General features: G+C 31.0%; 21 protein-coding genes and 1 tRNA gene. 15 read left to right on the forward strand and 7 right to left on the reverse strand.

Annotated elements, in window-relative coordinates; translation table 11 throughout:
- Positions 1-24 precede the first annotated feature (24 nt).
- From OCU55_RS13295 to mglC, 4 genes are all read left to right on the forward strand, one after another.
- Positions 25-99, forward strand: a tRNA-Thr gene (locus tag OCU55_RS13295).
- Between the two features lie 499 nt (positions 100-598).
- The gene (mglB, locus tag OCU55_RS13300) at positions 599-1,642 is read left to right on the forward strand and encodes a galactose/glucose ABC transporter substrate-binding protein MglB (RefSeq protein ID WP_261852800.1); all 1,044 of its coding nucleotides are present in this window, start codon (positions 599-601) and stop codon (positions 1,640-1,642) included.
- A 75-nt stretch (positions 1,643-1,717) separates the two neighbouring features.
- Positions 1,718-3,241, forward strand: a complete 1,524-nt coding sequence (gene mglA / locus OCU55_RS13305) for a galactose/methyl galactoside ABC transporter ATP-binding protein MglA (RefSeq protein ID WP_261852801.1) — start codon at positions 1,718-1,720, stop codon at positions 3,239-3,241.
- A gap of 17 nt (positions 3,242-3,258) precedes the next feature.
- Entirely contained in the window at positions 3,259-4,290 is a 1,032-nt protein-coding gene (gene mglC / locus OCU55_RS13310; protein ID WP_261852802.1) for a galactose/methyl galactoside ABC transporter permease MglC, read from the forward strand.
- 60 nt (positions 4,291-4,350) lie between these two features.
- On the opposite strand, the gene OCU55_RS13315 is transcribed toward mglC, so the two are convergent.
- Together OCU55_RS13315 and OCU55_RS13320 are read right to left on the reverse strand one after the other, a co-directional pair.
- Positions 4,351-5,328, reverse strand: a complete 978-nt coding sequence (locus OCU55_RS13315; RefSeq protein ID WP_261852803.1) for an ATP-binding protein — start codon at positions 5,326-5,328, stop codon at positions 4,351-4,353.
- Positions 5,321-6,322 carry a DnaD domain protein gene (locus OCU55_RS13320; protein WP_261852804.1) on the reverse strand — a complete coding sequence of 334 codons (1,002 nt, stop codon included), beginning with the start codon at positions 6,320-6,322 and terminating at the stop codon, positions 5,321-5,323. Before OCU55_RS13320 ends, OCU55_RS13315 begins: the two co-directional genes overlap by 8 nt.
- Positions 6,323-6,694: 372 nt before the next feature.
- Between OCU55_RS13320 and OCU55_RS13325 the strand changes: the two genes are divergently transcribed.
- Positions 6,695-7,894, forward strand: a complete 1,200-nt coding sequence (locus tag OCU55_RS13325; protein WP_261852805.1) for a peptidoglycan DD-metalloendopeptidase family protein — start codon at positions 6,695-6,697, stop codon at positions 7,892-7,894.
- 40 nt (positions 7,895-7,934) lie between these two features.
- Here the strand turns inward: OCU55_RS13325 and OCU55_RS13330 are convergent, their stop codons facing one another.
- The 5 genes from OCU55_RS13330 to OCU55_RS13350 all read right to left on the reverse strand — a co-directional run bounded on the left by OCU55_RS13330 (position 7,935) and on the right by OCU55_RS13350 (position 12,109).
- On the reverse strand, positions 7,935-9,128 hold the full coding sequence (locus tag OCU55_RS13330; RefSeq protein WP_261852806.1) for a S8 family serine peptidase: 1,194 nt from the start codon (positions 9,126-9,128) through the stop codon (positions 7,935-7,937).
- A 166-nt stretch (positions 9,129-9,294) separates the two neighbouring features.
- Entirely contained in the window at positions 9,295-10,110 is an 816-nt protein-coding gene (locus tag OCU55_RS13335) for an MBL fold metallo-hydrolase (protein ID WP_261853079.1), read from the reverse strand.
- 16 nt (positions 10,111-10,126) lie between these two features.
- Positions 10,127-10,555 carry a DMT family transporter gene (locus OCU55_RS13340; RefSeq protein WP_261852807.1) on the reverse strand — a complete coding sequence of 143 codons (429 nt, stop codon included), beginning with the start codon at positions 10,553-10,555 and terminating at the stop codon, positions 10,127-10,129.
- Between the two features lie 159 nt (positions 10,556-10,714).
- Positions 10,715-11,191 (reverse strand): dUTP diphosphatase, encoded by a 477-nt coding sequence (locus tag OCU55_RS13345; RefSeq protein ID WP_183279536.1) that lies wholly within the window; start codon positions 11,189-11,191, stop codon positions 10,715-10,717.
- A gap of 369 nt (positions 11,192-11,560) precedes the next feature.
- Complete coding sequence (locus tag OCU55_RS13350) at positions 11,561-12,109, reverse strand: 2'-5' RNA ligase family protein (RefSeq protein WP_261852808.1); 549 nt, start codon at positions 12,107-12,109, stop codon at positions 11,561-11,563.
- A 162-nt stretch (positions 12,110-12,271) separates the two neighbouring features.
- On the opposite strand from OCU55_RS13350, the gene OCU55_RS13355 reads away from it, so the two are divergent.
- The 10 genes from OCU55_RS13355 to OCU55_RS13400 all read left to right on the forward strand — a co-directional run bounded on the left by OCU55_RS13355 (position 12,272) and on the right by OCU55_RS13400 (position 20,845).
- Entirely contained in the window at positions 12,272-12,436 is a 165-nt protein-coding gene (locus OCU55_RS13355; RefSeq protein WP_261852809.1) for a DUF1540 domain-containing protein, read from the forward strand.
- A gap of 356 nt (positions 12,437-12,792) precedes the next feature.
- Complete coding sequence (gene murA / locus OCU55_RS13360) at positions 12,793-14,055, forward strand: UDP-N-acetylglucosamine 1-carboxyvinyltransferase (RefSeq protein ID WP_261852810.1); 1,263 nt, start codon at positions 12,793-12,795, stop codon at positions 14,053-14,055.
- Positions 14,056-14,080: 25 nt separating this feature from the next.
- On the forward strand, positions 14,081-14,875 hold the full coding sequence (locus OCU55_RS13365; RefSeq protein ID WP_261852811.1) for an MBL fold metallo-hydrolase: 795 nt from the start codon (positions 14,081-14,083) through the stop codon (positions 14,873-14,875).
- Between the two features lie 26 nt (positions 14,876-14,901).
- Entirely contained in the window at positions 14,902-15,066 is a 165-nt protein-coding gene (locus tag OCU55_RS13370; protein ID WP_261852812.1) for a CxxH/CxxC protein, read from the forward strand.
- A gap of 82 nt (positions 15,067-15,148) precedes the next feature.
- Entirely contained in the window at positions 15,149-15,652 is a 504-nt protein-coding gene (locus tag OCU55_RS13375; RefSeq protein WP_261852813.1) for an SEC-C metal-binding domain-containing protein, read from the forward strand.
- Positions 15,653-15,894: 242 nt separating this feature from the next.
- Positions 15,895-17,892, forward strand: coding sequence for a methyl-accepting chemotaxis protein (locus OCU55_RS13380; RefSeq protein ID WP_261852814.1), 1,998 nt, complete (start codon positions 15,895-15,897; stop codon positions 17,890-17,892).
- Between the two features lie 213 nt (positions 17,893-18,105).
- Positions 18,106-18,747 (forward strand): lactate utilization protein, encoded by a 642-nt coding sequence (locus OCU55_RS13385; protein WP_261852815.1) that lies wholly within the window; start codon positions 18,106-18,108, stop codon positions 18,745-18,747.
- A gap of 424 nt (positions 18,748-19,171) precedes the next feature.
- Positions 19,172-19,651 (forward strand): 23S rRNA (pseudouridine(1915)-N(3))-methyltransferase RlmH, encoded by a 480-nt coding sequence (gene rlmH / locus OCU55_RS13390; RefSeq protein ID WP_261852816.1) that lies wholly within the window; start codon positions 19,172-19,174, stop codon positions 19,649-19,651.
- A 143-nt stretch (positions 19,652-19,794) separates the two neighbouring features.
- Entirely contained in the window at positions 19,795-20,112 is a 318-nt protein-coding gene (locus tag OCU55_RS13395) for a rhodanese-like domain-containing protein (protein ID WP_261852817.1), read from the forward strand.
- A 142-nt stretch (positions 20,113-20,254) separates the two neighbouring features.
- The gene (locus tag OCU55_RS13400) at positions 20,255-20,845 is read left to right on the forward strand and encodes a TetR/AcrR family transcriptional regulator (RefSeq protein ID WP_261852818.1); all 591 of its coding nucleotides are present in this window, start codon (positions 20,255-20,257) and stop codon (positions 20,843-20,845) included.
- Positions 20,846-21,042 lie beyond the last annotated feature (197 nt).

The following is a 21,042-nucleotide window of genomic DNA, read 5'->3' on the forward strand; positions in this document are numbered from 1 at the left end:
CCCCTTCTGAGTCGCCAATTTGATGCTGGCATGGCTCAACGGTAGAGCAGCTGACTTGTAATCAGCAGGTTGTAGGTTCGATTCCTATTGCCAGCTCCAAGATAAAGACATCTTACGATAGTAAGATGTCTTTTTTGTTTTGTAAATAATATTATTTTTCTTAGGAAAGTATAAAATTTTTAGGCTCTACAGTTAAAATATTCTTTTAGAATAAAATAGGTTTTAAGCGTTTCTACTAATAGTGATTATAAGTAAAAGAGATAATATCTAATGAAGAACAACCCCTCATTCTAATAAGAAGTAGTTTATCTATAATTTTTATAGTAGTCATCATAGTTATATAATATTGCACATAAAAAATAGTAAACAAATACAATAAATTTAGTAAAAAAATTATATGTAAATGATTACTTGAAAGAAAAATACAGTAAAAATGTAATCATATCAAATAGTTTTATTAATATCAACAATTAATAAAAAAATATTTGTGTAAAAGTACAAAAAAATATATTGACAGTACGACTAAATTTTACTAAAATAAATTTGTAAACAATTACAAACGGGTATGAATTGAGAATAGTTTATGGGGGGATCATTTATGAACAAAAAAGTATTATTATTAACTATTACAGCAGCACTTTCGCTAACTTTAGCTGGATGCTCATCAACAAAGAATGAGACAAGCAAGGATAGTGGACTACCAAAGGTCGGAGTTACAATATATAAATATGATGACAACTTTATGTCATATGTAAGAAGATCAATTGATACAGGTGCTAATGGAAAAGCTACATTATCAATGAATGACTCACAAAATGACCAATCAAAGCAAAATGAGCAAGTTGATACTTTGATTTCTAAGGGAGTAAAATCACTAGCAATTAACTTAGTAGATCCAAAGGCTGCTCCAACTATAATAGACAAAGCAAAGAAAGCGAACTTACCAGTAGTGTTCTTTAATAAAGAGCCAGAAGCTACTGCATTAAAGAGCTACGATAAAGCTTGGTATGTAGGAACTAAATCAGCAGAATCAGGTATATTACAAGGTGATTTAGTAGTAGATCAATGGACAAAGAATAAGGATAAATGGGACAAGAATAAGGATGGAAAGATTCAATACGTATTATTAAAAGGTGAACCAGGACATCCAGATGCAGAAGCTCGTACTAAATATGTTGTTGATGAAATAAAGAAAAAAGGTATAGATGTTGAAGAATTAGCTATAGATACTGCTATGTGGGATACTGCAAAGGCAACTGACAAGATGGATGCATGGATATCAAAGTTCGGTGATAAGATAGAATTTGTTATAGCTAACAACGATGCCATGGCTTTAGGTGCTTATGCATCACTAGAAAAAGCAGGATATTTCAAAGATGCTAACAAATTTATGCCAATAGTTGGTGTTGATGCTATACCAGAAGCATTAACAAAGATAAATGAAGGTAAGATGGTTGGTTCAGTACTTAATGATGCTAAGAACCAAGGTCAAGCAACTCTTGACTTGGCTATAAATGCAGCAAATGGAAAGAATCCTACTGATGGAACAAAGTGGCAACTAGATGATAATAAAGCAGTTCGTGTTCCTTATATTATCGTAACTAAAGATAATATATCTGTAGGACAGGACGCTTACAAATAAAAACACCATGTATGAGGCACACATAAGGTGTGTCTCATACTTATTTCAGTAATGAATTATATGGAGGTGTAAACCATGAGCAATGCGGTTGAAGCAGGATCAAAGCAAGAATTTATTCTAGAAATGAGAAATATAGTAAAAGAATTTCCTGGTGTTAAAGCATTAGCGGGAGTAAATTTAAGTGTTAGACCAGGAACGGTACATGCATTGATGGGCGAAAATGGAGCAGGGAAGTCAACTCTAATGAAATGCCTCTTTGGTATTTATCATCCGAATGAAGGAGAAATATTTTTTAATGGTCAAAGGGTTCAATTTCAAAACTCTAAACAAGCTTTAGATAATGGAGTTTCAATGGTTCATCAGGAATTAAATCAGGTTAGACAGCGTAATATAATGGACAATATTTGGCTTGGTAGATATCCTCACAAAGGACCTTTTATAGATGAAAATAAAATGTATGAAGATACAAAAAGAATATTTGATGAATTGGAAATAGAAGTTGATCCTAGAAGTAAGGTAAATACTTTATCAGTATCTCAAATGCAGATGGTTGAGATAGCTAAGGCAGTATCTTATGATTCTAAAATTATAGTTATGGATGAACCTACATCATCACTAACTGAAAAGGAAGTAAATCATCTGTTTAAAATAATTAATAAATTGAGAGATAGAAATGTTGCTATCATATATATATCACATAAAATGGAAGAAATTCTAAAGATATCTGATGAAGTTACAATAATGAGAGATGGTCAGTGGATTTCAACAGAACATGCCAGAGATCTAACAATGGATTTGATTATAAAAATGATGGTAGGTAGAGATTTATCAAATCGTTTCCCTGAAAAAGTAAATAAGCCTGGTAAAGTAATATTAGAGGTTAATAATTTAGTTGCACAAACGCAACCATCCTTAAAAGATATAAGTTTTGACCTTAGAGAAGGGGAAATCCTAGGGGTTGCCGGCCTTGTTGGAGCAAAAAGAACGGAACTTATAGAAAGTTTATTTGGGATGAGAAAGATTGAATCAGGAAAAATAACTCTTCATGGAAAAGAAATAAGCAATAAATCTCCTCAGAAGGCTATGCAAAATGGATTTGCATTAGTTACTGAAGAGAGACGTGTTACAGGTATATTTGATAGGCTTCCTATAAGTTTCAATTCTATAATAGCCAATGTTGATAGTTATATAAACAAATTTGGAATATTATCTGACAAGAACATAGAGAAAGATACTCAGTGGGTAATAGATTCCATGAGAGTAAAGACACCTTCGCAGAAAACATATATAGGAAAACTATCTGGAGGAAATCAACAAAAGGTAATAATAGGACGTTGGTTACTTACAAAACCAGAAATACTGATGTTAGATGAACCAACTAGAGGTATTGATGTTGGAGCTAAATTTGAAATATATCAGTTGATGAATGAACTAGCTAAAGAAGGAAAAGGAATTATAATGGTATCCTCTGAAATGCCAGAACTACTAGGAGTAACAGATAGAATTTTAGTAATGAGTAATGGAAGACTTGCAGGTATAGTCGAAACAAGAAATACATCACAAGAAGAAATTATGCGTTTATCAGCAATGTACTTATAGGGTAGGGGGAATTGAATATGGAAAAACAGAAATTTTCTTTAAAAGGTAAGTTTGACAAGACTTGGTTAATGAATAATGTTATTTATATAGTTCTAATTGCATTACTGGTAGTTATAGTAGCTATATCTCCTGATTTTTTAAGCATAAATAACTTCCGTAATATATTAGCTCAGGCATCTACTCGTATTATAATAGCTTTAGGTGTTGGTGGTATATTAATTACGCAAGGTACAGATTTATCAGCAGGACGTATGGTAGGTTTATCGGCAGTACTTTCTGCATCAATGCTTCAAGCTACAGATTATGCGTATCGTATGTATCCTCATCTTCAAAAGTTACCGGTAGTAGTACCAATAGTAGTAGCTATGCTAGCATGTGGTATAATCGGTCTTTTAAATGGTGTTGTAGTTTCAATTTTTCAAGTTCCACCTTTTATAGCAACTCTAGGTATGATGATCATAGTTTATGGACTTAACTCAATATACTTTGACCGTCCTCCATACGGAGCTCAACCAATAGGTGGTTTGGACAAGGACTTCTCTAATTTTGTTTTAGGTAGTATAGGTACTGGAACGAAGTTTGAAATACCTTATCTTATTATTTATGCAATAATAGTAACTCTTATAGTATGGTTATTATGGAATAAAACTAGATTCGGTAAGAATATGTATGCAATTGGTGGAAACCCTGAAGCTGCTACTGTATCTGGTGTTAATGTAGTTAAATATCTATTATTAATATATTTCTTAGCAGGAGCTCTTTATGGATTTGCAGGATCTCTAGAAGCTGGACGTGTTGGTAGTGCTACAAATAATACTGGTAACATGTATGAACTTGATGCTATAGCAGCCTGCGTTGTAGGTGGAGTTTCTACAGCTGGTGGTATAGGAACAGTTCCTGGCATAATAACAGGAGTATTAATATTCCAAGTTATTAACTATGGATTAGCGTTTATAGGTGTTAACCCTTACTATCAATATATTGTAAAAGGTTTAATTATAGTAAGTGCAGTTGCAATTGATATCAGAAAATATATAAAGAAAAAATAATATTTTATAAATAAAAGAAGCAATGATAATATAATCATTGCTTCTTTATCTTTTAGGAAATTATCTAGCCAAGTTTTTCTTAACTCTTATATCCTCAGAGTAGAACTTGAAAAGTTTGAAGTTTCCAAAAAGACGAGAGGTTATTCTTTCTGCGTAATACTTAGTCAATGTTTGTAGTGACATATTTGTTGAAATAAGCATCTTCTTTTTATTTAATAACTTTTTATTTAGTAGTGTAAACAGCTCTGTAACAGAGAATTCAGTTATTTGCTCTGCACCTAAGTCATCAATCACAAGCAAGTCGCAATTAATTAAAAGATCTTCTACAGCTAGATTGTTATTAAATCTAATTTCTTTTAAATCTTTAATAAGTTCATCAGATGTTCTATATACTACTAAGTAGCCTTGGTCCAGTAGTTCCTTTGCGATACAGTTAGAAAGGAATGTCTTACCTGTTCCGGATGTACCGTAAAATAATAAGTTATCATCCCTCTTGGAGAAGTTAGGAAGATAGTCAGTAGTAATCGAATTAAGTATAGTCTCTATGTTTTTTCTAGGAGAAAATTTTTCATCTCCAATTCTATGAGAAGGGTAATAGTTTAAGTTAAAGGTATCAAAGTTTTCCTCTTTTATAGCATTCTCAAGCCCAGAAGCTTTGTATTGAAGGCTAACTAATTTTTGTTTATAACATGAGCATCTTTCAGTCACAATATAACCTGTATCCTTGCATTTACTACATCTATAATGCAGGTTCAAGTATTCAGGATTATATCCATGAGATACTAATAATTCATATTTTCTAGCTCTTAACTCGGTTATTGCATCCTTTAACTCTTCAAAGTTTTGTGGTGATTCATCTTTTGATCTTAGTGCATTTATAGATAATCTTATGCACATTTTGCCTATTTCATTATCTAAATCCAGTATTTCAGGGTGTTCATTTTTTATTATTTCTCTACGTTTCCTTAAAGCAGCAGCTTCTTGTTCTCTTATTTTTGTATATATATCTGTTAGTTGACCTTTATATTCGTTAATCATTATTATCCCATCCTAATAACTTTCTTTCTAATGAATCATAATCGTATGTTCTCTGCTCGTAATCTGTAAACTTCAAATTACTCTTTTTGCCGTTGTCATAATTGTTAGTGCTATTGTTAGATCTATTGTTACTAGTTTTTGAAGGTAAGTTTTTAGTTGCTACATCTTCAAGAGTTTTTATACCGTCATTATTCCAGCGAGTTAATATACCATCAATATATCTAAAGTCAGCCCTGTTTAACCTTTCAAAACATATTTCACAAGCCTTTAATATAACTTCATTAGAAAAGTTGTATGTAAACATCCATTTCTCCATAAGTTCTTCTTGAGGCTTCATGACTTCTGCGTTTTTTATTCCTAAATAAGCTAGTATTTTTCTTATTTTTATCCATTTATCTTCACTTTTAGTAATATAAGCATGAACATCTTCTATATTTTTTATTCCGCTATCATGCCAAGCTAATGCAACCTTTTCTATATATCTAGAGTCAGACTTTCCTTTGGATACGCAGTATTCTATAAGCATTAATATCATTTCTGAAGAGAAAGCAAAATCATTTTGTAACCCAAGATATGTTGACATTTCCTTAGGGGATAGTGGTCTAGCTAGTAGCCTTTCAACTTCCTTAAGCATATCTTTAGTACTGTTCTTATTTAATTCATCTAGTAAGTTAAGTGTAGATTCAGTATTTTCATCACCACTTAATTCTATAAACTTTATATTGAAATTATTCATTTTGTCTATAGGAACCAATTGTATTATACCTTCGTCATGCCAATAGTTTAAGGCATTCATTATATCTGATTCTAAAAGATTTAAGTTAGAAGCTATAATGGATGAGCTAACTCCTAATTCACCTGAAATACTATACTTTAGCATCATTAGGTAAACTTTTACAAATTCACCTCTTGCTTTTGGCATATACTTTTCTAGAAAAATATTGCTTACGGGAGTAAATTGTACAGGAGAATTTTTAAGCATAAATGTACTCATAGGGTAATAACCCTCCATTCAATGTAATTTGTATGTCATTAGAGATGAAACACTTCAATCTGAAATCTATTTTTAAAACTCTCACGGGTTCTGGTGAGAGAATTTAAAAATAATAAGTTTTATTACGAAGTGATACATCCATATATATCATTATAAAATGATAAACTCTTATGTAATTATATTATAACAGAGGGGAAAGGTTCTCTCAATAATGATAGCCTGCCAATTAATAACTAATACTAGTTTGCTCGTCATTGCATCAAATCATACATAAAGTAATGCATAATAAAGCTTACTATAGGAGATATTAAAGAAGAATGCTGATTTTTTACCATTAAAAATATATTACATGAAAGGAAAAAGGTATATAAAATGGGTAGTAGACGTATTAAACTTTTCTTAATAAAAGCAATAATTTTATTGGTAGTACCAGCTGTCATTTATATAAATGTGCTTAATAAGGTAGATTATTATTGCTTTTATGAAAATGGAGTATATATTGCTTGTGTAAATGATAGGGAGGAAGCAAAGGAAGCCTTCAATCAAGTAAAAGGTGATGTAAACAAAAGGTTTGGTACTACTATAGAGGAATCTAATAATATATCTTTTAAAAAATCAAGTGGAAATGTAGTATCTGAATATACATTAAATGAATTAAAAGAGAACATAGTTAAAAATCTAAAATTAAATATAACTGCATTTAGATTTGTTCTAGGAAAAAGATATATAGGGTATATAGCTAATAAAGAGGAAGGTAAGCAGATATTAGAGAAGGTAGCAGACAGGTACATAGATATAGGTAAGATAGATAAAAGCGACATAGTATCAATAAGTATTGATACTAATAGTGAGTATATAGAAGAGAAGACATCTGTATCAAATGTTTTGCCTACTGATGAGGTAGTAAATAAAATAATTGAAACAGATAAAGATAGTGAAGAACCATTAGTAAAAGTTGAAGTAAAGACGAAAGACAAAAATATGATAGATGTAGAACCATCTACTATAATAAATTCAAGCGAGGATTTATTTATTGGTGAATCTAAGGTGGATAAAGGTATTAATGGAAAGAATGAAGTTGAGGAAGAAAGTACATATATAAATGGTAAGAAAATCAATACAGAGAAAATAAGTGAGAAGGTTGTAATGAAACCAATAGACACTGTTATACATACAGGAATAAAAAATCCTATACCATCAGGCGTAGCTTTTTTATCAAAGCCATCAAGAGGCAGTATTAGTTCAAATTTTGGAGCTAGATGGGGGGAGGTACATCATGGGATAGACATAGCTTCAAATGTAGGGGATCCTATAGGGGCTGCCTTAGATGGTATGGTAAAAGAAACTTCCTATAATAATGTATACGGTAATATGATAGTAGTTGATCATGGGGGCGGGATAGAAACTATATATGGACACTGCAGTAAGGTACTGGTGAAGCCTGGGCAGAAAATAAAAAGAGGAGATATAATCGGTAAAGTAGGAACTACGGGAAGAAGTACTGGACCGCATCTTCACTTTGAGTTAAGGGTTAATGGAACTGCTATAAATCCTAATAAATATATAAAGTAATAGAAAAGCACTAAGCTTTTAAAATACTTAGTGCTTTTGGTTAAGTCAATAATTTATCTAAGTTTAAAGTTCCATCACCTTCAGCATATCTTGGAAGCTCGTGTGAGTCTGCAGATATTTGTAGTAATGATCTAATATCATTAAAGGTAAGCAATGGGTTTTTCTCTAGTAATAATGCACATACACCACAAACATATGCCGCGGAGCATGATGTTCCAGAATATGTTGCATAAGGTTCAGTGAGTTTTGATGGATATATTTTTAATCCATTTCTTTCCGAAATATAGTTTTTATCACAATTTAAAGATTGAATATTTACGCAACCAGCAGAAACTTCTGGTTTTTGTAGTTTACCTACAGGACCAGCCGACGAATAGGAATAAGGTTTGATAGTTTTAGATGTATCTAATCCGCCTATAGTTAAGCAATTACTTAATGTAGCTAATCCCCTTATTGAATATTCTTTGCTGGGATTACTGCCAGAAGGAACTATCGGAATTAAGTTTTTGGATATTGCTAATCCTAAGAGTTTATCAAATTGTTGTAAATAAAATATGTTATCATTTGCTAGTTCAAATGGAAGAAGAATTAGTCTTATGTTTTCATCTTCAGATGAGGATATTAAAGAATTGATAGCAAAAAGGATATCTGAAACATATCCCTTTCCAGTACCATTAAAGGCTTTATAACAATAAAGATTAGCTTTATCAGCAATACCTTTATATAAACCGTCTGAATTACCTCCGCTTCCACATAATATGCCACTTATAAACGTTCCATGGCCATTATCATCGTATGGGTACTTGAAGTCATTTATAAGATCAACAAAAAGTCGTATCTTATTCATTGGGCTTAGAAGATCAGGGTGAGGAAATACACCGGTATCTACTATCCCTATGCCTATTCCTCTTCCTGTGAATTTATATCTTCCACCTAAATTTACGTTGTTTGCTGAAGCTACACTAGTTCCACATAGTAAACAATATCCGTCTAGACTAACATACTCAACTTCAGGGTATTCAATAAGTCTATCTATAGCTCTAGGAGACACTTCAGCTGTAATAAGGTTTAGCCAATCGATCTTATTTATGATAGTACCTTTAAATGAGGATATTCTTTTTAAGATAGTATCGCTAAAAGATTTATATTTTATAATAACTCTATATTTTTTAAAATATTCTTTTGACATATAATATCTCAGAGAAGTATCAAGCTTGCTTTTTAAAGAAAACATTATACACTCCTTTAATATTGTTAAAAGATTTCTCGTATCATAACTATCTATAAGACTCATAAAACAGTTAAATTGTAAAATTGGAAATCTCATACAATATATTATATGTAAGAGTGCAAATTTGCTATACGATACATATGATATAGTTTAAAAATTATATAAGATTCTAAAAATCTATACATTGACCTATATTAATTATCTTTATATTAGCATCATTTAAAGAAACTAATCTATCATAAGTCTCTTTGAAGTCTTCTAAGGATAGTATAAAGGTCTTGTAATGAATTGGAACCATCTTATGACAATTCATCATCTTAAACATTTTATAGCTCTCCTCAGGTGTACAATGCATTTCTGAAAATCTATCTGGTTTATAGCAGCCTACAGGCATTAAAGCTATATTAGCATCTAAGTTTTTAAATTCTTCTGTAAATGCAGTATCTCCAGCATAAAAAACCTGTTTGTTACCTGAAGTTATTAAATAAGAGTTGGAATAGCTATTTTTTCCTATATAGAATCTTCTGCCATCATGCTTTGCCTCAAAGGCTTTTATAGATACGTTGGTGTCAGAGTAAATTTCACCAGGACTTATAGCAAAAACTTTTTTAAAACCTATAAGTTTTAATATATATTTATAACCTTTAGGACATAAAACAATAGCATTTCTATTTAATTTTCTTAGAGATGGAAAGTTTATATGGTCAGTATGACCGTGAGATAACAATATATAATTTACCTTCAGATAGTTAATATCATCTGGAACCTTTACTTGTCTTTTTATGTGACCTAAGAATGAATTGAACAATGGGTCAGTCATTATTATGTTGTTGTTTATGTTTATTAGTGAAGTTGCATGACCTAACCACCTTACAGAGTTCTCTTTAATCTGTCCCCTGTGAGCTTCTTCCATTGGTTTAGTATAAGTTTTTATATTTTTCCAAGCCATTTTAGATAAAAATATTAAATTAGAAAATATCATAATAAGTATCCTACCTTTTTTATCTTTTCCATTTAAATATTATTATACCAGCAATCATTATCATTACTCCAAGTATTTCATTTAAGCCGAAAGAAATTTTTTTGCATTCGAACAGGCCAAAGGCATCTATTAATGCGGCTGCTGTAAGCTGGGCTATTAATATAGTTGCTATGGAGTAGGTTGCTCCAAGATTTTTTATGCCTTCTATGACAGTAAATATAATAATTACACCGAGCACACCTCCGAGGAGGTATATTTTACTAACATCTTTAATATTTTTGAAACTGCCTTTTCCTATTGTTAAAGCTAAAATAATGGTAATTACGAATGCAGATCCTTGGACAATAGCATTTGTCTCCCAAGTACCAATCCTTGATTCAACTCTAGTATTAAATACTCCTTGTAAACTCATAGCAATTCCAGCTATTATAGAAAAAATAATTCCCATAAGAAAAATCACCTCAGGAATTATTGTAACCATTAAAGCATAAAACATATACAAACTTCTTTTTTATTGTATAGCCATAAAAGCTTCTAAGGTAATTGAAATATATAGGCTTAGCTGACATGAATATTTTATAGCTTTCTATACAATAAAAAAAAGCCCTTAAAGGGCTACTTTACGTAAGCTATTGTTTATAAATAATTCTTCAATTTGTTTTTCTGAGAAACAAAGGCTTGTTCCAAGGCTTAGATAATCTTCTAATAATGTTTGGTAGTGATCTTTTGACGGAGAGATTATTAAGTCATTAACATCTATGAATAAGTTTAAAAATTGGTCACTTAAACAATAATCATTAGGTTTAATTACTAGTTCTTCTACTTCATCATATTTCTCGTCTATTCCAATTGTTAGAATGCTGCTTAAACAATTTATGTAATTGTCTAATACTGAAGATTTTACTAACTTCACATCTTTTTCAACCCAATACTTATAACATTTAGTTTCTTCTGCTAATACGCCTATCTTTATCTGAAGTTCTAAAAACTTTCTTTGAGTAAGTTTATAGTCATTTAAATTTGGGTCGAGGAGTAATGTCTTATTTAGTTCTTTTTGTTTTGTAAAAAACTTATTAAGATTCATATGTATATCCCCCTATCTTCTTGGGCAAACGCCACGATAATATTGTACAAAATCTTTTGACAAATGAAAAGTTCAGTAAACGAATACAGTTTAAAAATATTTTATTTTCTAAAAAAATATATAAATTAGGCTATCAAATCATAAACTATTAAGATGGGGTAAAGTATATTAACTTTAAATTGTCAAAGTTATATTTTCCAAAAATTAATGTTTTTATAGATAAATATAAAAACAATGAAAAAAATGCTACAGCATTTGTGATGTAGCATTTTTAAACTAAAATATTAAAGCTTTATAAATAAATTTAATTTACTATTTTCATGAAAATAAATTATTATCGAACAGTATAAGACACTAGGTTATATATAATTAATAAGTTTTTAAAGTATAAGTTTTAATAATCATATCTTTTTTATTGTTAACTGGTTTCCATAATTCTACTCGATTTATCTTAGCCATATTATAAAAACCCTCTATTTTTGCGGTACTGCAAGCTATTTCATACTCTTGTTTTTTCCACTCTCTTTGAGCAAAGTTAGTATTTGCTAGTGAGACATGTAGATCCCAGTCGCTTATATTTTCTCTTACTGAAAAACCATGTAGTTTTAAAGTATCATTTATATTTCTAGCTAGTCTCTTTATATAACCTTTATTTTCTACTTTTAAATTGACAGACTTATAAGGTTCACCAAAACAAATAATATCTTTAAGTTCAACTTTAAATTTCTTGTAAGGCCTAATTATTTTAGAAATTACTTCATCTAATTTATCTAAATTTGGATTTTCTATTACTTCTAATGTAATGTGTAAGGTTGGTAAGTTTTTATATAACCTATATTTTTTAGAAAGATTTTTTTGTATAGGTTCTATTGATTTATAGGAGTCATCATCGAATAGCGCAACTAAATAATACCTCATGTTTAACCTCTTTCAATACAATTCTCATTATATAATATACAGACTTTGTTATAAATTATAACATATTACAAGGTATAAAAAAATATGCGAATACTTAAAATAGATATGCAAATTGTAATTTTGCAAAAATTTAAATTTAGTATTATCTAGGAGGATAAAGCCATGAAACATAATGATAGTATTGGATGTGTAGTTGCAGAGTGTAAATACCATGCTAAGGACAAGAATTTTTGTAGCCTAGATCAAATAATGGTTGTAAAACATACTCCAAAAGCTGAAGACGTAGAATGTACAGATTGTGGAAGTTTTGAAGAAGAAGGAAGATAAAAAATGATAAAAAAGGGCAATGCTAAATAGCATTGTTCTTTTTTTTACAATAAAAGAATGTATTAATGATTTTTTATTTGTAAATAAAATGAATATTTATTAAAATTATTACATAAATATAGAAATTTATTTGAAAAATTCATAAAGGTACATTTTTCCACGACATCAACATAAAAAATCACTTTAATTATTATTACGTTATGATATAATGGAAACTATGGACAAGTGCTTTATTTAGTGATTTTTGACAATATCTATGTATTATTTTGTTGAAAATTGTAAGGCATTATTTGGATAATTGTTCTTTAGTTAGGGGAATTTATATATATAAAATAAGTGAGCAAGGGTGAAGTAGTATGGAAAGGTTAGTTATAAATGGAGGCTACAAGCTTAGGGGAGTAGTAGAAATTGCTGGTGCAAAGAATGCAGCTGTAGCTATATTACCTGCAGCTATATTAGCAAGTGAAGGAAAATCTATAATAGATAATATACCTGATATAGAAGATGTTCACTGCTTAGAGAGAATACTTAAAGGTTTAGGATGTACTGTAAATAAGATAGATAATAATACTTTAGAGATAGATTCATCAGATATGAATACGGTAGAAGCGTGTACAGCAGATGTCAGAGCTATGAGAGCTTCTTACTATTTTATAGGTGCTATGTTATCAAGATTTAAGAGAGCAAAGGTTGATTTACCAGGAGGATGCCCTATAGGGGTTAGACCTATCGATCAACATATAAAAGGCTTCGAAGCTATGGGCGCAGAAGTTATCATAGAGCATGGTGCTGTAAACATAAAAGCAGATAGATTAGTTGGAGCTAATATATTTTTTGATGTTGTAAGTGTTGGAGCTACTATTAACGTTATGATAGCAGCAACAATGGCTGAAGGTGTAACGGTATTAGAAAATGTTGCAAAAGAGCCACATGTAGTAGATGTAGCAAACTTCCTTAATTCAATGGGCGCTGATATAAAAGGTGCTGGAACAGATATAATAAGGATAAGAGGAGTAGAGTCTATGAAAGGACACAATTATAGTGTTATACCTGATCAAATTGAAGCAGGTACTTTCATGATTGCTGCTGCTGCAACTAAAGGTGATATCACAATAACAAATGTTATTCCAAAGCATCTTGAATCAATAACTGCAAAACTTTTAGAGATGGGTGCAATAATTGAAGAAGGCGATGACAGTATTAGAGTTGCAGTGGATAAACCATTAAGAGGGGTTAGCATAAAGACTGCACCATACCCTGGATTTCCAACAGACGTTCAACAACCTATGTCTACGCTTCTTTGCGTGGCTGATGGAAGAAGCATGATAACAGAAACAATATGGGAAAGTAGATTAAAACACCTTGATGAACTTAAGAAGATGGGTGCATCTGTGAAAGTTGAAGGAAGAGTTGCTGTTTTAGAAGGTGTAAGTAAGTTAACAGGAGCAATTGTAAAGGCTACAGATCTTAGAGCTGGGGCAGCAATGGTTATTGCTGGACTAGTTGCAGAAGGAAAAACTGAGATATGCAGTATTGAACACATTGATAGAGGATATCCGCATATAGAAACTAAGTTTAGAGAATTAGGTGCAGATATATATAGAATTCAAGAGGAATAAAAAATAGAATCATGGGGGAAAAGGCATGATATTTTGCTCATTATACAGTGGTAGTAGTGGCAATAGTATATTTGTGCGTTCAGATAGCGGAAAAGTGCTAATAGATGCTGGGCTGCCAGGGAAGAAAATCGATTCAGCTTTAAGTGAAATAGGACAGAATCCTTCCGAAATAGATGGAATATTTATAACCCATGAGCATTCAGATCATATTAAAGGTATAGGAGTTTTATCTAGGAAGTACAATATTCCTATATATGCAAATGAAGCTACTTGGAATGCCATGGAGAATCAAGTAGGCAAGATAAAAGAAGAAAATATCAGAATTATAGATAAAAGAAGTACAATTGAAGTAAAAGACTTGGAAATTAGATGCTTTAATATACCTCATGATGCAGCAGGTCCTATGGGGTATACTATAAGGTCTAAAGGAAGATCGGTAAGTGTTGCAACAGATTTTGGTACATTCACTGAGGAGATAAAGGAAAATATAAAAGATTCTGAAGTTATACTTCTGGAAAGTAATCATGACATACAGATGCTTAAATATGGACCGTATCCGTATCCTTTAAAGAGGAGAATATTAAGTGAAATAGGACATCTCTCAAATGAGGATTGTGGCAAAGCAATTGTAGATATATTTAGAGGAGATAAGCCTAAGAAGATAATATTAGGACATTTAAGTAATACTAATAATCATCCGGATTTAGCTTTCCAAACAGTATTAAATGTATTGAATGATAACAATATAAAAGATGGCAAAGATGTTTATCTAACTTTAGCAGATAGACATAAACCAAGTAGTTATATCGAGCTTAAATAACTTTAAAATAGGAAGGGTATGATATAATGAGTGATTATATTGAAAAGCTAAGTTGTGAAGACCATGTAGATGTTGCAATAGATGAGTACATAGACCAGTTTGAGACATTCCCTAACCTTGAAAATACTGATACAGGAAGCTGCAATTACTGCAATTCTAAGGCTGTATACAAGATTAGTGGGGAAAAGTAGCAAATTATAAATTATAATCTTGAAAAACATAGAAGTAATTAGTATAATTTCAATAGAATAACATTAAGAAGGAGATAATATAATGAGTTTATATAGTCAATGGACTGATATGGTTGTAGATTATGTTAAGACTAAAGGGGAAGCAGCTTTTTGGTCAGAATATAGTGATATAGAAAGAAGAATATACACTGAACTGCTTGGTAGTCACAATACAGTAAAGAAGGCTACAATTGAAGAGTTAGCTAAAGATTATAGCACAACATCAGAATTTGTAATGGGGTTCGTTGATGGTATAAACGAAAGTCTTAAAAATCCTTATGATCTTGAAAACATAGGTGCTGACCAAGAACTAGTGTTTGATATAGATTTTGAACAACTATATTTTAATATGTTAGATGCTAAAGCTGACTATCTTTATGATCTTCCTCAATGGGATGGAATATTCTCAGTAGAAAAGAGAAAAGAAATAGCTGTTCAGTATAGAGAATCAAAAATAGCAAGAAATGAAAATAAGATCGGTAGAAATGATCCATGTCCATGTGGAAGTGGAAAGAAATATAAAAAGTGCTGCGGTAAAGGTGAATAGATACTAGTTTTATACTAGGTATTAATAAAAAGGGTTCGGTAGATATATCTACTGAACCTTTTCCGTGTTTCAGGTGAATGATATACTAATAAAAATAATAGGAAACTGTTAATGAGTTATCAATAATAACGATAATTAAGTATGCAAGTAGTATTTGGATATAATTATACAGGCAAGCAGTTATTTATGTAATAGTGCTATAGTTTTATTTAAATCTTGCAAATAAAAGTCAGGAGGAAAGTATGAAGAAAGAAAAGCAAAAGAATAGTTTAGGTCTTAGAAGTATAAGAGTGAAGTTAATAATATTTTTTATTTTAATATGTCAGATCCCTCTATTAGCATTCGCTTTAATAGCAAATTATCAGTCAAACAATACACTACATAGTAAGTTAAAAGTGACCACTAATCAAGAGGTGGATTTAACTAACAAGATAATTGATAATTACTTTTCGATATTTTCTAACTCTATAGATACAATGTCTGGTTTAGAGGATATAAAAAGTGATAATGATACTACTGTGTTAAACATACTTAAGGGGTTTAAGGATAAAAACCTAGATATAATAAATGCTTATGTAGGTTTGGCCAATAAAAAGATGACTATATATCCTCAAACTACTATGCCAAGTGGATATGACCCTACTACAAGACCTTGGTATACAGATGCTATAAACAATAAAGGAAAAGTTTCATTTAGTTCTCCTTATAAGGATGCGGCTACAGGTAAGTTAGTTATTTCGTTATCCAAAACAATTGAAAAAGATGGACAAGTTATAGGTGTAGTTGCTATAGATTTGAGTTTAGAAAAGTTAGCTAAAACTTTTTCAAATGTAAAAGTAGGAGAAGAAGGTTACATTTTCATATCTGACAGTCAAGGGGTATTAGTTTCTCACCCTACTGCAAGTTTAGTTGGAACTGATGAAGCTAAGAAACAAAGTTTCTGGAGTAAGGTTGAAAAAAGTGAAAATGGATTCGAGGAATATACGTTTAATGGAGCTAAGAAATATATAAGCTATAATAAGAACAAAGTTACAGGATGGATTATATTTGCATCTATGAATGAAAGTGAGCTTGCTAAAGATACTAAAGTTCTAGTAAATACTTCTATAATAGATATGATAATAACTTTAGTAATTAACATAGCTGTTGCATATGTAATAAGTACATATATAGCAAGAAATATAAATAAGATAAGACAAGGATTAAATAAAGCGGCAAATGGTGATTTAACACATAAGGTTGTTATAAACACTAAGGATGAGTTTAGCCAATTAGCTGATAGCTTTAATGAGATGACAACTGGGATGAATGCGTTAATATCAGGTGTAAAAGAGTCATCCTTAACAATGGAAAGTACAGCTGTAACAATAGCAACAATGAGCGAAGATGTTACCACTGCTATTGGTGATGTAGCAAAAACTGTAGATCAGGTTGCTGCGGGAAGTTCAGAGCAAGCTAAGGATATTGAAGAAGGAGTTTATGAACTTCAAAAACTTATAAGTGAACTTAAGGTTACTTATGAGCAAATAGAGAACATGACTAGCTTAGCAATGGTAACCAAAGATATGACTAATGACGGAATAACCACTATGGATGTGCTTAGTGAAAAGTCTGTAGAAACAAACAAATCATCACAAAATATTGAAGAAGCAGTAAATGATATGACAAGCTCTGTAGGGACTATCAAATCCTTTACTAATATCATAAATGAGATTGCAGAACAAACTAATTTGCTTGCCCTAAACGCAGCGATTGAAGCTGCTAGAGCAGGTGAAGCAGGAAGAGGATTTGCAGTAGTTGCTGATGAAATAAGAAAACTGGCTGAACAAGTAACAGAATCAACTAAGGAAATTGGTTCCATAATAGACTTAGTAGACTCAAAATCAAGAAATGCACTTAATGCAATGGAAAATACAAAAGCAGCAATCAGCAGTCAATCAGAAGCTGTTGAACAGACTAAAGAGAATCTTCAAACTATATCTGAATTTATGGGTTTGTTATCTGAGTCTATAACCAATGTAAAAACATCTATAGATGTAGTGGACAAGAGCAAAGATCAGATAATGGAAAACATGCAAAGTATGTCAGCTATATCTGAAGAAACTGCAGCAAGTACAGAAGAGGTTTCTGCATCTACAGAAGAAATATCAGCTACAATGGATGAGTTCAATCAAAATGCAGAAGTATTAAAAGAGATATCAGTTACATTAGAAGAAAAAATAGACAAGTTTAAACTATAATAGAAACAAGTATATAACTATAAAATTCAGCACTGATTTTATTAATTAGTGCTGAATTTTTTTAATGATATTTTCTACATTAGACTCTAGAAGCCCTATTATTGTATTTCAATATGATATAATTATTTAATGATAAGAGATAATCACTAAAAGATAAAAGGCTTAAATTATTGTTTATTGATGCTAAATTTAAATGTATTTGGGGGTAAGGATATGGATTTAAATGTTTGTTGGTCAAATGAAAAAAAGATAGAGAGAACAATAGAAGCGTTAAATAAAAATAATATTAATGGATATTATATAAAAAATAGAGACGAGCTATTAGAGAAAATTAAAGAGTTAGTTTCAGAAGAAGCTACAGTTAGCTGCGGAGGTTCTGCTACGCTTACTGAGACTGGATTACTTGATCATCTTAGAAGTGGCAGATATAACTTCTTAGATAGAGCAGTTAAAGGCATTACAAAAGAAGAGATGAAAGAAGTTCATAGAAAAACTTTTAGTGCAGATGCTTTTTTTACTAGTACTAATGCCTTAACTGAAGCTGGGGAACTATTTAATGTAGATGGTGGAGGAAATAGAATTGCAGCTATGCTTTTTGGCCCAGACAAGGTTATAGTTGTATGTGGAGTAAATAAAATAGTTAAGAACCTTGATGAGGCGATTGAAAGAAATAAGAGAATATCAGCACCTATAAATGCAAAAAGACTTAATAGGAATACTCCTTGTGCCAAGGTTGGCTACTGTATGAATTGCAGCAGTAATGATAGAATATGCAATGAATACACTGTAATAAAAAGACAAGGTGATAACACAAGAATGCACGTATTAATACTAAATGAGAGCTTAGGCTTCTAGTAGCTCGCTCATATAGCAACGCTGGCATAACCGCTTATTTTCAATGATATTTTTAAGCATAACTTATAATAAAAAGATCTTTAATAGCTGAACAGTCTGTTAAAGATCCTTTTTAGTATGTAAGAAATGTGGTGATATATTGAAAACCGCATTTTAGGAGCAAATATTTAAAAAGTTAAAAAGTTATATAGATAAGATTTTAAATATTATGCAGGTTAAAGAGAAATGTATACGCTGGTGGATTTTCATCACATATGCATCAGAAGAGGCAAACTAGTAGATTAGCTAAATAAGATTAGGTTAACATTTCACTATCAAAGGGATTGTTTACTCTTTTACTTAGTAAATATATAATGAATAAGAAATAATATTAAGTATGGATTTATTAACTAAGCGATAAAAGTAGATTAGGAGATATACATTTATGAACATAACCTTAATAACAGTAGGTAAAATAAAAGAAAAATATTTAAAAGATGCTATAGATGAATATTCAAAGAGACTTAAAAGATATTGTAAACTTGATATCATAGAACTTCCAGATGAAAAGACTCCAGACAATGCATCTGAGAAGGAAGAGCTTCAAATAAAGGAAAAAGAAGGTCAGCTAATACTAAAATCTATAAAAGATACAATGTATGTAGTGGCTTTAGATCTGAAGGGAAATATGATATCATCAGAAGAATTTTCTACCCTTATAGGTGACTTAGGTGTTAATGGTGAAAGTCAATTGTGCTTTGTGATAGGAGGATCGTTAGGTTTATCAAGAGAAGTTATACAAAGAGCCAATTATAAGCTCTGTTTTTCTAAGATGACTTTTCCCCACCAATTATTTAGAGTTATGCTACTAGAGCAGATATATAGAGCTTATAGGATAATGAAGGGGGAACCGTACCACAAGTAAAGGAGGTTTTTACTAAGTTTGGTATGGTTCGCCTTCGCCATGAAACCCACGACAATGAAGAAAATGTGTTGTCGTGGGTTATTTTTTTTAGAATAAAGAGAAAGTTTAAAATAAGTTATTATAGTCGTTTGGAGAAATAAAAGATGCAAACAAAAAAAATCGAATTATTACAAACATACCTTAGCTTATATATAAATCATTTTACTGTGTTAGAAAGCATTGGAAAAGAGGATTCGCCATATGTCATATTAGATGTTCGTAACGCTCAGGCACAGGTAAAACAAGACCAGATAAAAGGGGCTATTGCAATGCCTGCAAAAGAATTAGGAAACCATTTAGATGAATTGAATAAAAGCAAAACGTATGTTGTATATGACTGGACTGCTGGTACCACGCTTGGAAAAACAGCATTACTTATATTATTATCAGAAGGTTTTGAAGCTTACGAGCTTACTATATAAAAAGGATTATGAAATTGATAAAAATAGAGTATAGATTAGCAGCTTACAAAGAGTAAAAATATGCTGCTTAACTTAGTTACAATTGATGTAAGTTGAAGCGTAAAACTAAAAATGATATAATTAAAAATAAAATAAGAAAGCGGTGATAAATTTGGATAAAATATCGTTAGATAAAGAAATAATCCTTAATGCAACAGAAGAAGTAATTCGCCGTTTCGGACCAGATAAAGCGAATATCACTGACGTGGCAAAATTATTAAAAGTAAGCCACGCTGCTATTTATAGATATTACAATGGAAAGGCAGCTCTATTCAATGCTGTTACTGATCGTTGGCTTGCACAGTTGCATGCTCCGTCAAATGACATATTAAAAGAAGATAGTCCTGCAGATGCTAAACTTAGTAAGTTACTCGAAAGTTTCGTTGAAGCTAAGCATCGTAGTGCCATTAATGATCCGGAGATGTTTGCAAATTACATAAAACTAGCCCAGAGCTCAATGGAGGTAATAGAAAAGAGTAAAGAAGAGGGAATTAAACGTATTGAGGAGATTATAGTACAAGGAATTACAGAAGGTATATTTTTTTCAGAATCTCCTTATAAAGAGGCGAGATCCGTATATCTTGCAACCAGTGTTTTTATTCATCCAAACTCATTCGAAGATTCTGACAGAAAACAAAATATAGAATCTGTTATAAATCTTCTAATAAGAGGACTTAAGAACTCCAATAGATAAATACTTTATATGAAAAATGGCCGACAATAAGTCGGTCATTTCTTATATAATAATCTGAATTACAGTTATATTAGAATGATATAAAATTATAACTCAATAAAACTCATAAATTTGCTTCTTGTTAATTTTCCTAGGTAAATTGTAATGTATTGCGATATATATTTTCAATAAATGACAAAGTTGATATTTATGTCTGA

Source organism: Clostridium folliculivorans, from assembly GCF_024341905.1.
Lineage (GTDB): Bacteria > Bacillota > Clostridia > Clostridiales > Clostridiaceae > Clostridium_AR > Clostridium_AR folliculivorans.

What these genes read in the sequence shown, in the direction of transcription:
- OCU55_RS13355 (WP_261852809.1), top strand. Translation starts at nt 12,272, where the DNA reads ATGAAACATAATGATAGTATTGGATGTGTAGTTGCAGAGTGTAAATAC.
- OCU55_RS13365 (WP_261852811.1), top strand. Translation starts at nt 14,081, where the DNA reads ATGATATTTTGCTCATTATACAGTGGTAGTAGTGGCAATAGTATATTT.
- OCU55_RS13375 (WP_261852813.1), top strand. Translation starts at nt 15,149, where the DNA reads ATGAGTTTATATAGTCAATGGACTGATATGGTTGTAGATTATGTTAAG.
- OCU55_RS13325 (WP_261852805.1), top strand. Translation starts at nt 6,695, where the DNA reads ATGGGTAGTAGACGTATTAAACTTTTCTTAATAAAAGCAATAATTTTA.
- mglB (WP_261852800.1), top strand. Translation starts at nt 599, where the DNA reads ATGAACAAAAAAGTATTATTATTAACTATTACAGCAGCACTTTCGCTA.
- rlmH (WP_261852816.1), top strand. Translation starts at nt 19,172, where the DNA reads ATGAACATAACCTTAATAACAGTAGGTAAAATAAAAGAAAAATATTTA.
- OCU55_RS13350 (WP_261852808.1), bottom strand. Translation starts at nt 12,109, where the DNA reads ATGAGGTATTATTTAGTTGCGCTATTCGATGATGACTCCTATAAATCA.
- OCU55_RS13330 (WP_261852806.1), bottom strand. Translation starts at nt 9,128, where the DNA reads ATGTTTTCTTTAAAAAGCAAGCTTGATACTTCTCTGAGATATTATATG.
- OCU55_RS13345 (WP_183279536.1), bottom strand. Translation starts at nt 11,191, where the DNA reads ATGAATCTTAATAAGTTTTTTACAAAACAAAAAGAACTAAATAAGACA.
- OCU55_RS13380 (WP_261852814.1), top strand. Translation starts at nt 15,895, where the DNA reads ATGAAGAAAGAAAAGCAAAAGAATAGTTTAGGTCTTAGAAGTATAAGA.
- mglA (WP_261852801.1), top strand. Translation starts at nt 1,718, where the DNA reads ATGAGCAATGCGGTTGAAGCAGGATCAAAGCAAGAATTTATTCTAGAA.
- mglC (WP_261852802.1), top strand. Translation starts at nt 3,259, where the DNA reads ATGGAAAAACAGAAATTTTCTTTAAAAGGTAAGTTTGACAAGACTTGG.
- murA (WP_261852810.1), top strand. Translation starts at nt 12,793, where the DNA reads ATGGAAAGGTTAGTTATAAATGGAGGCTACAAGCTTAGGGGAGTAGTA.
- OCU55_RS13315 (WP_261852803.1), bottom strand. Translation starts at nt 5,328, where the DNA reads ATGATTAACGAATATAAAGGTCAACTAACAGATATATATACAAAAATA.
- OCU55_RS13340 (WP_261852807.1), bottom strand. Translation starts at nt 10,555, where the DNA reads ATGGGAATTATTTTTTCTATAATAGCTGGAATTGCTATGAGTTTACAA.
- OCU55_RS13370 (WP_261852812.1), top strand. Translation starts at nt 14,902, where the DNA reads ATGAGTGATTATATTGAAAAGCTAAGTTGTGAAGACCATGTAGATGTT.
- OCU55_RS13320 (WP_261852804.1), bottom strand. Translation starts at nt 6,322, where the DNA reads ATGAGTACATTTATGCTTAAAAATTCTCCTGTACAATTTACTCCCGTA.
- OCU55_RS13395 (WP_261852817.1), top strand. Translation starts at nt 19,795, where the DNA reads ATGCAAACAAAAAAAATCGAATTATTACAAACATACCTTAGCTTATAT.
- OCU55_RS13385 (WP_261852815.1), top strand. Translation starts at nt 18,106, where the DNA reads ATGGATTTAAATGTTTGTTGGTCAAATGAAAAAAAGATAGAGAGAACA.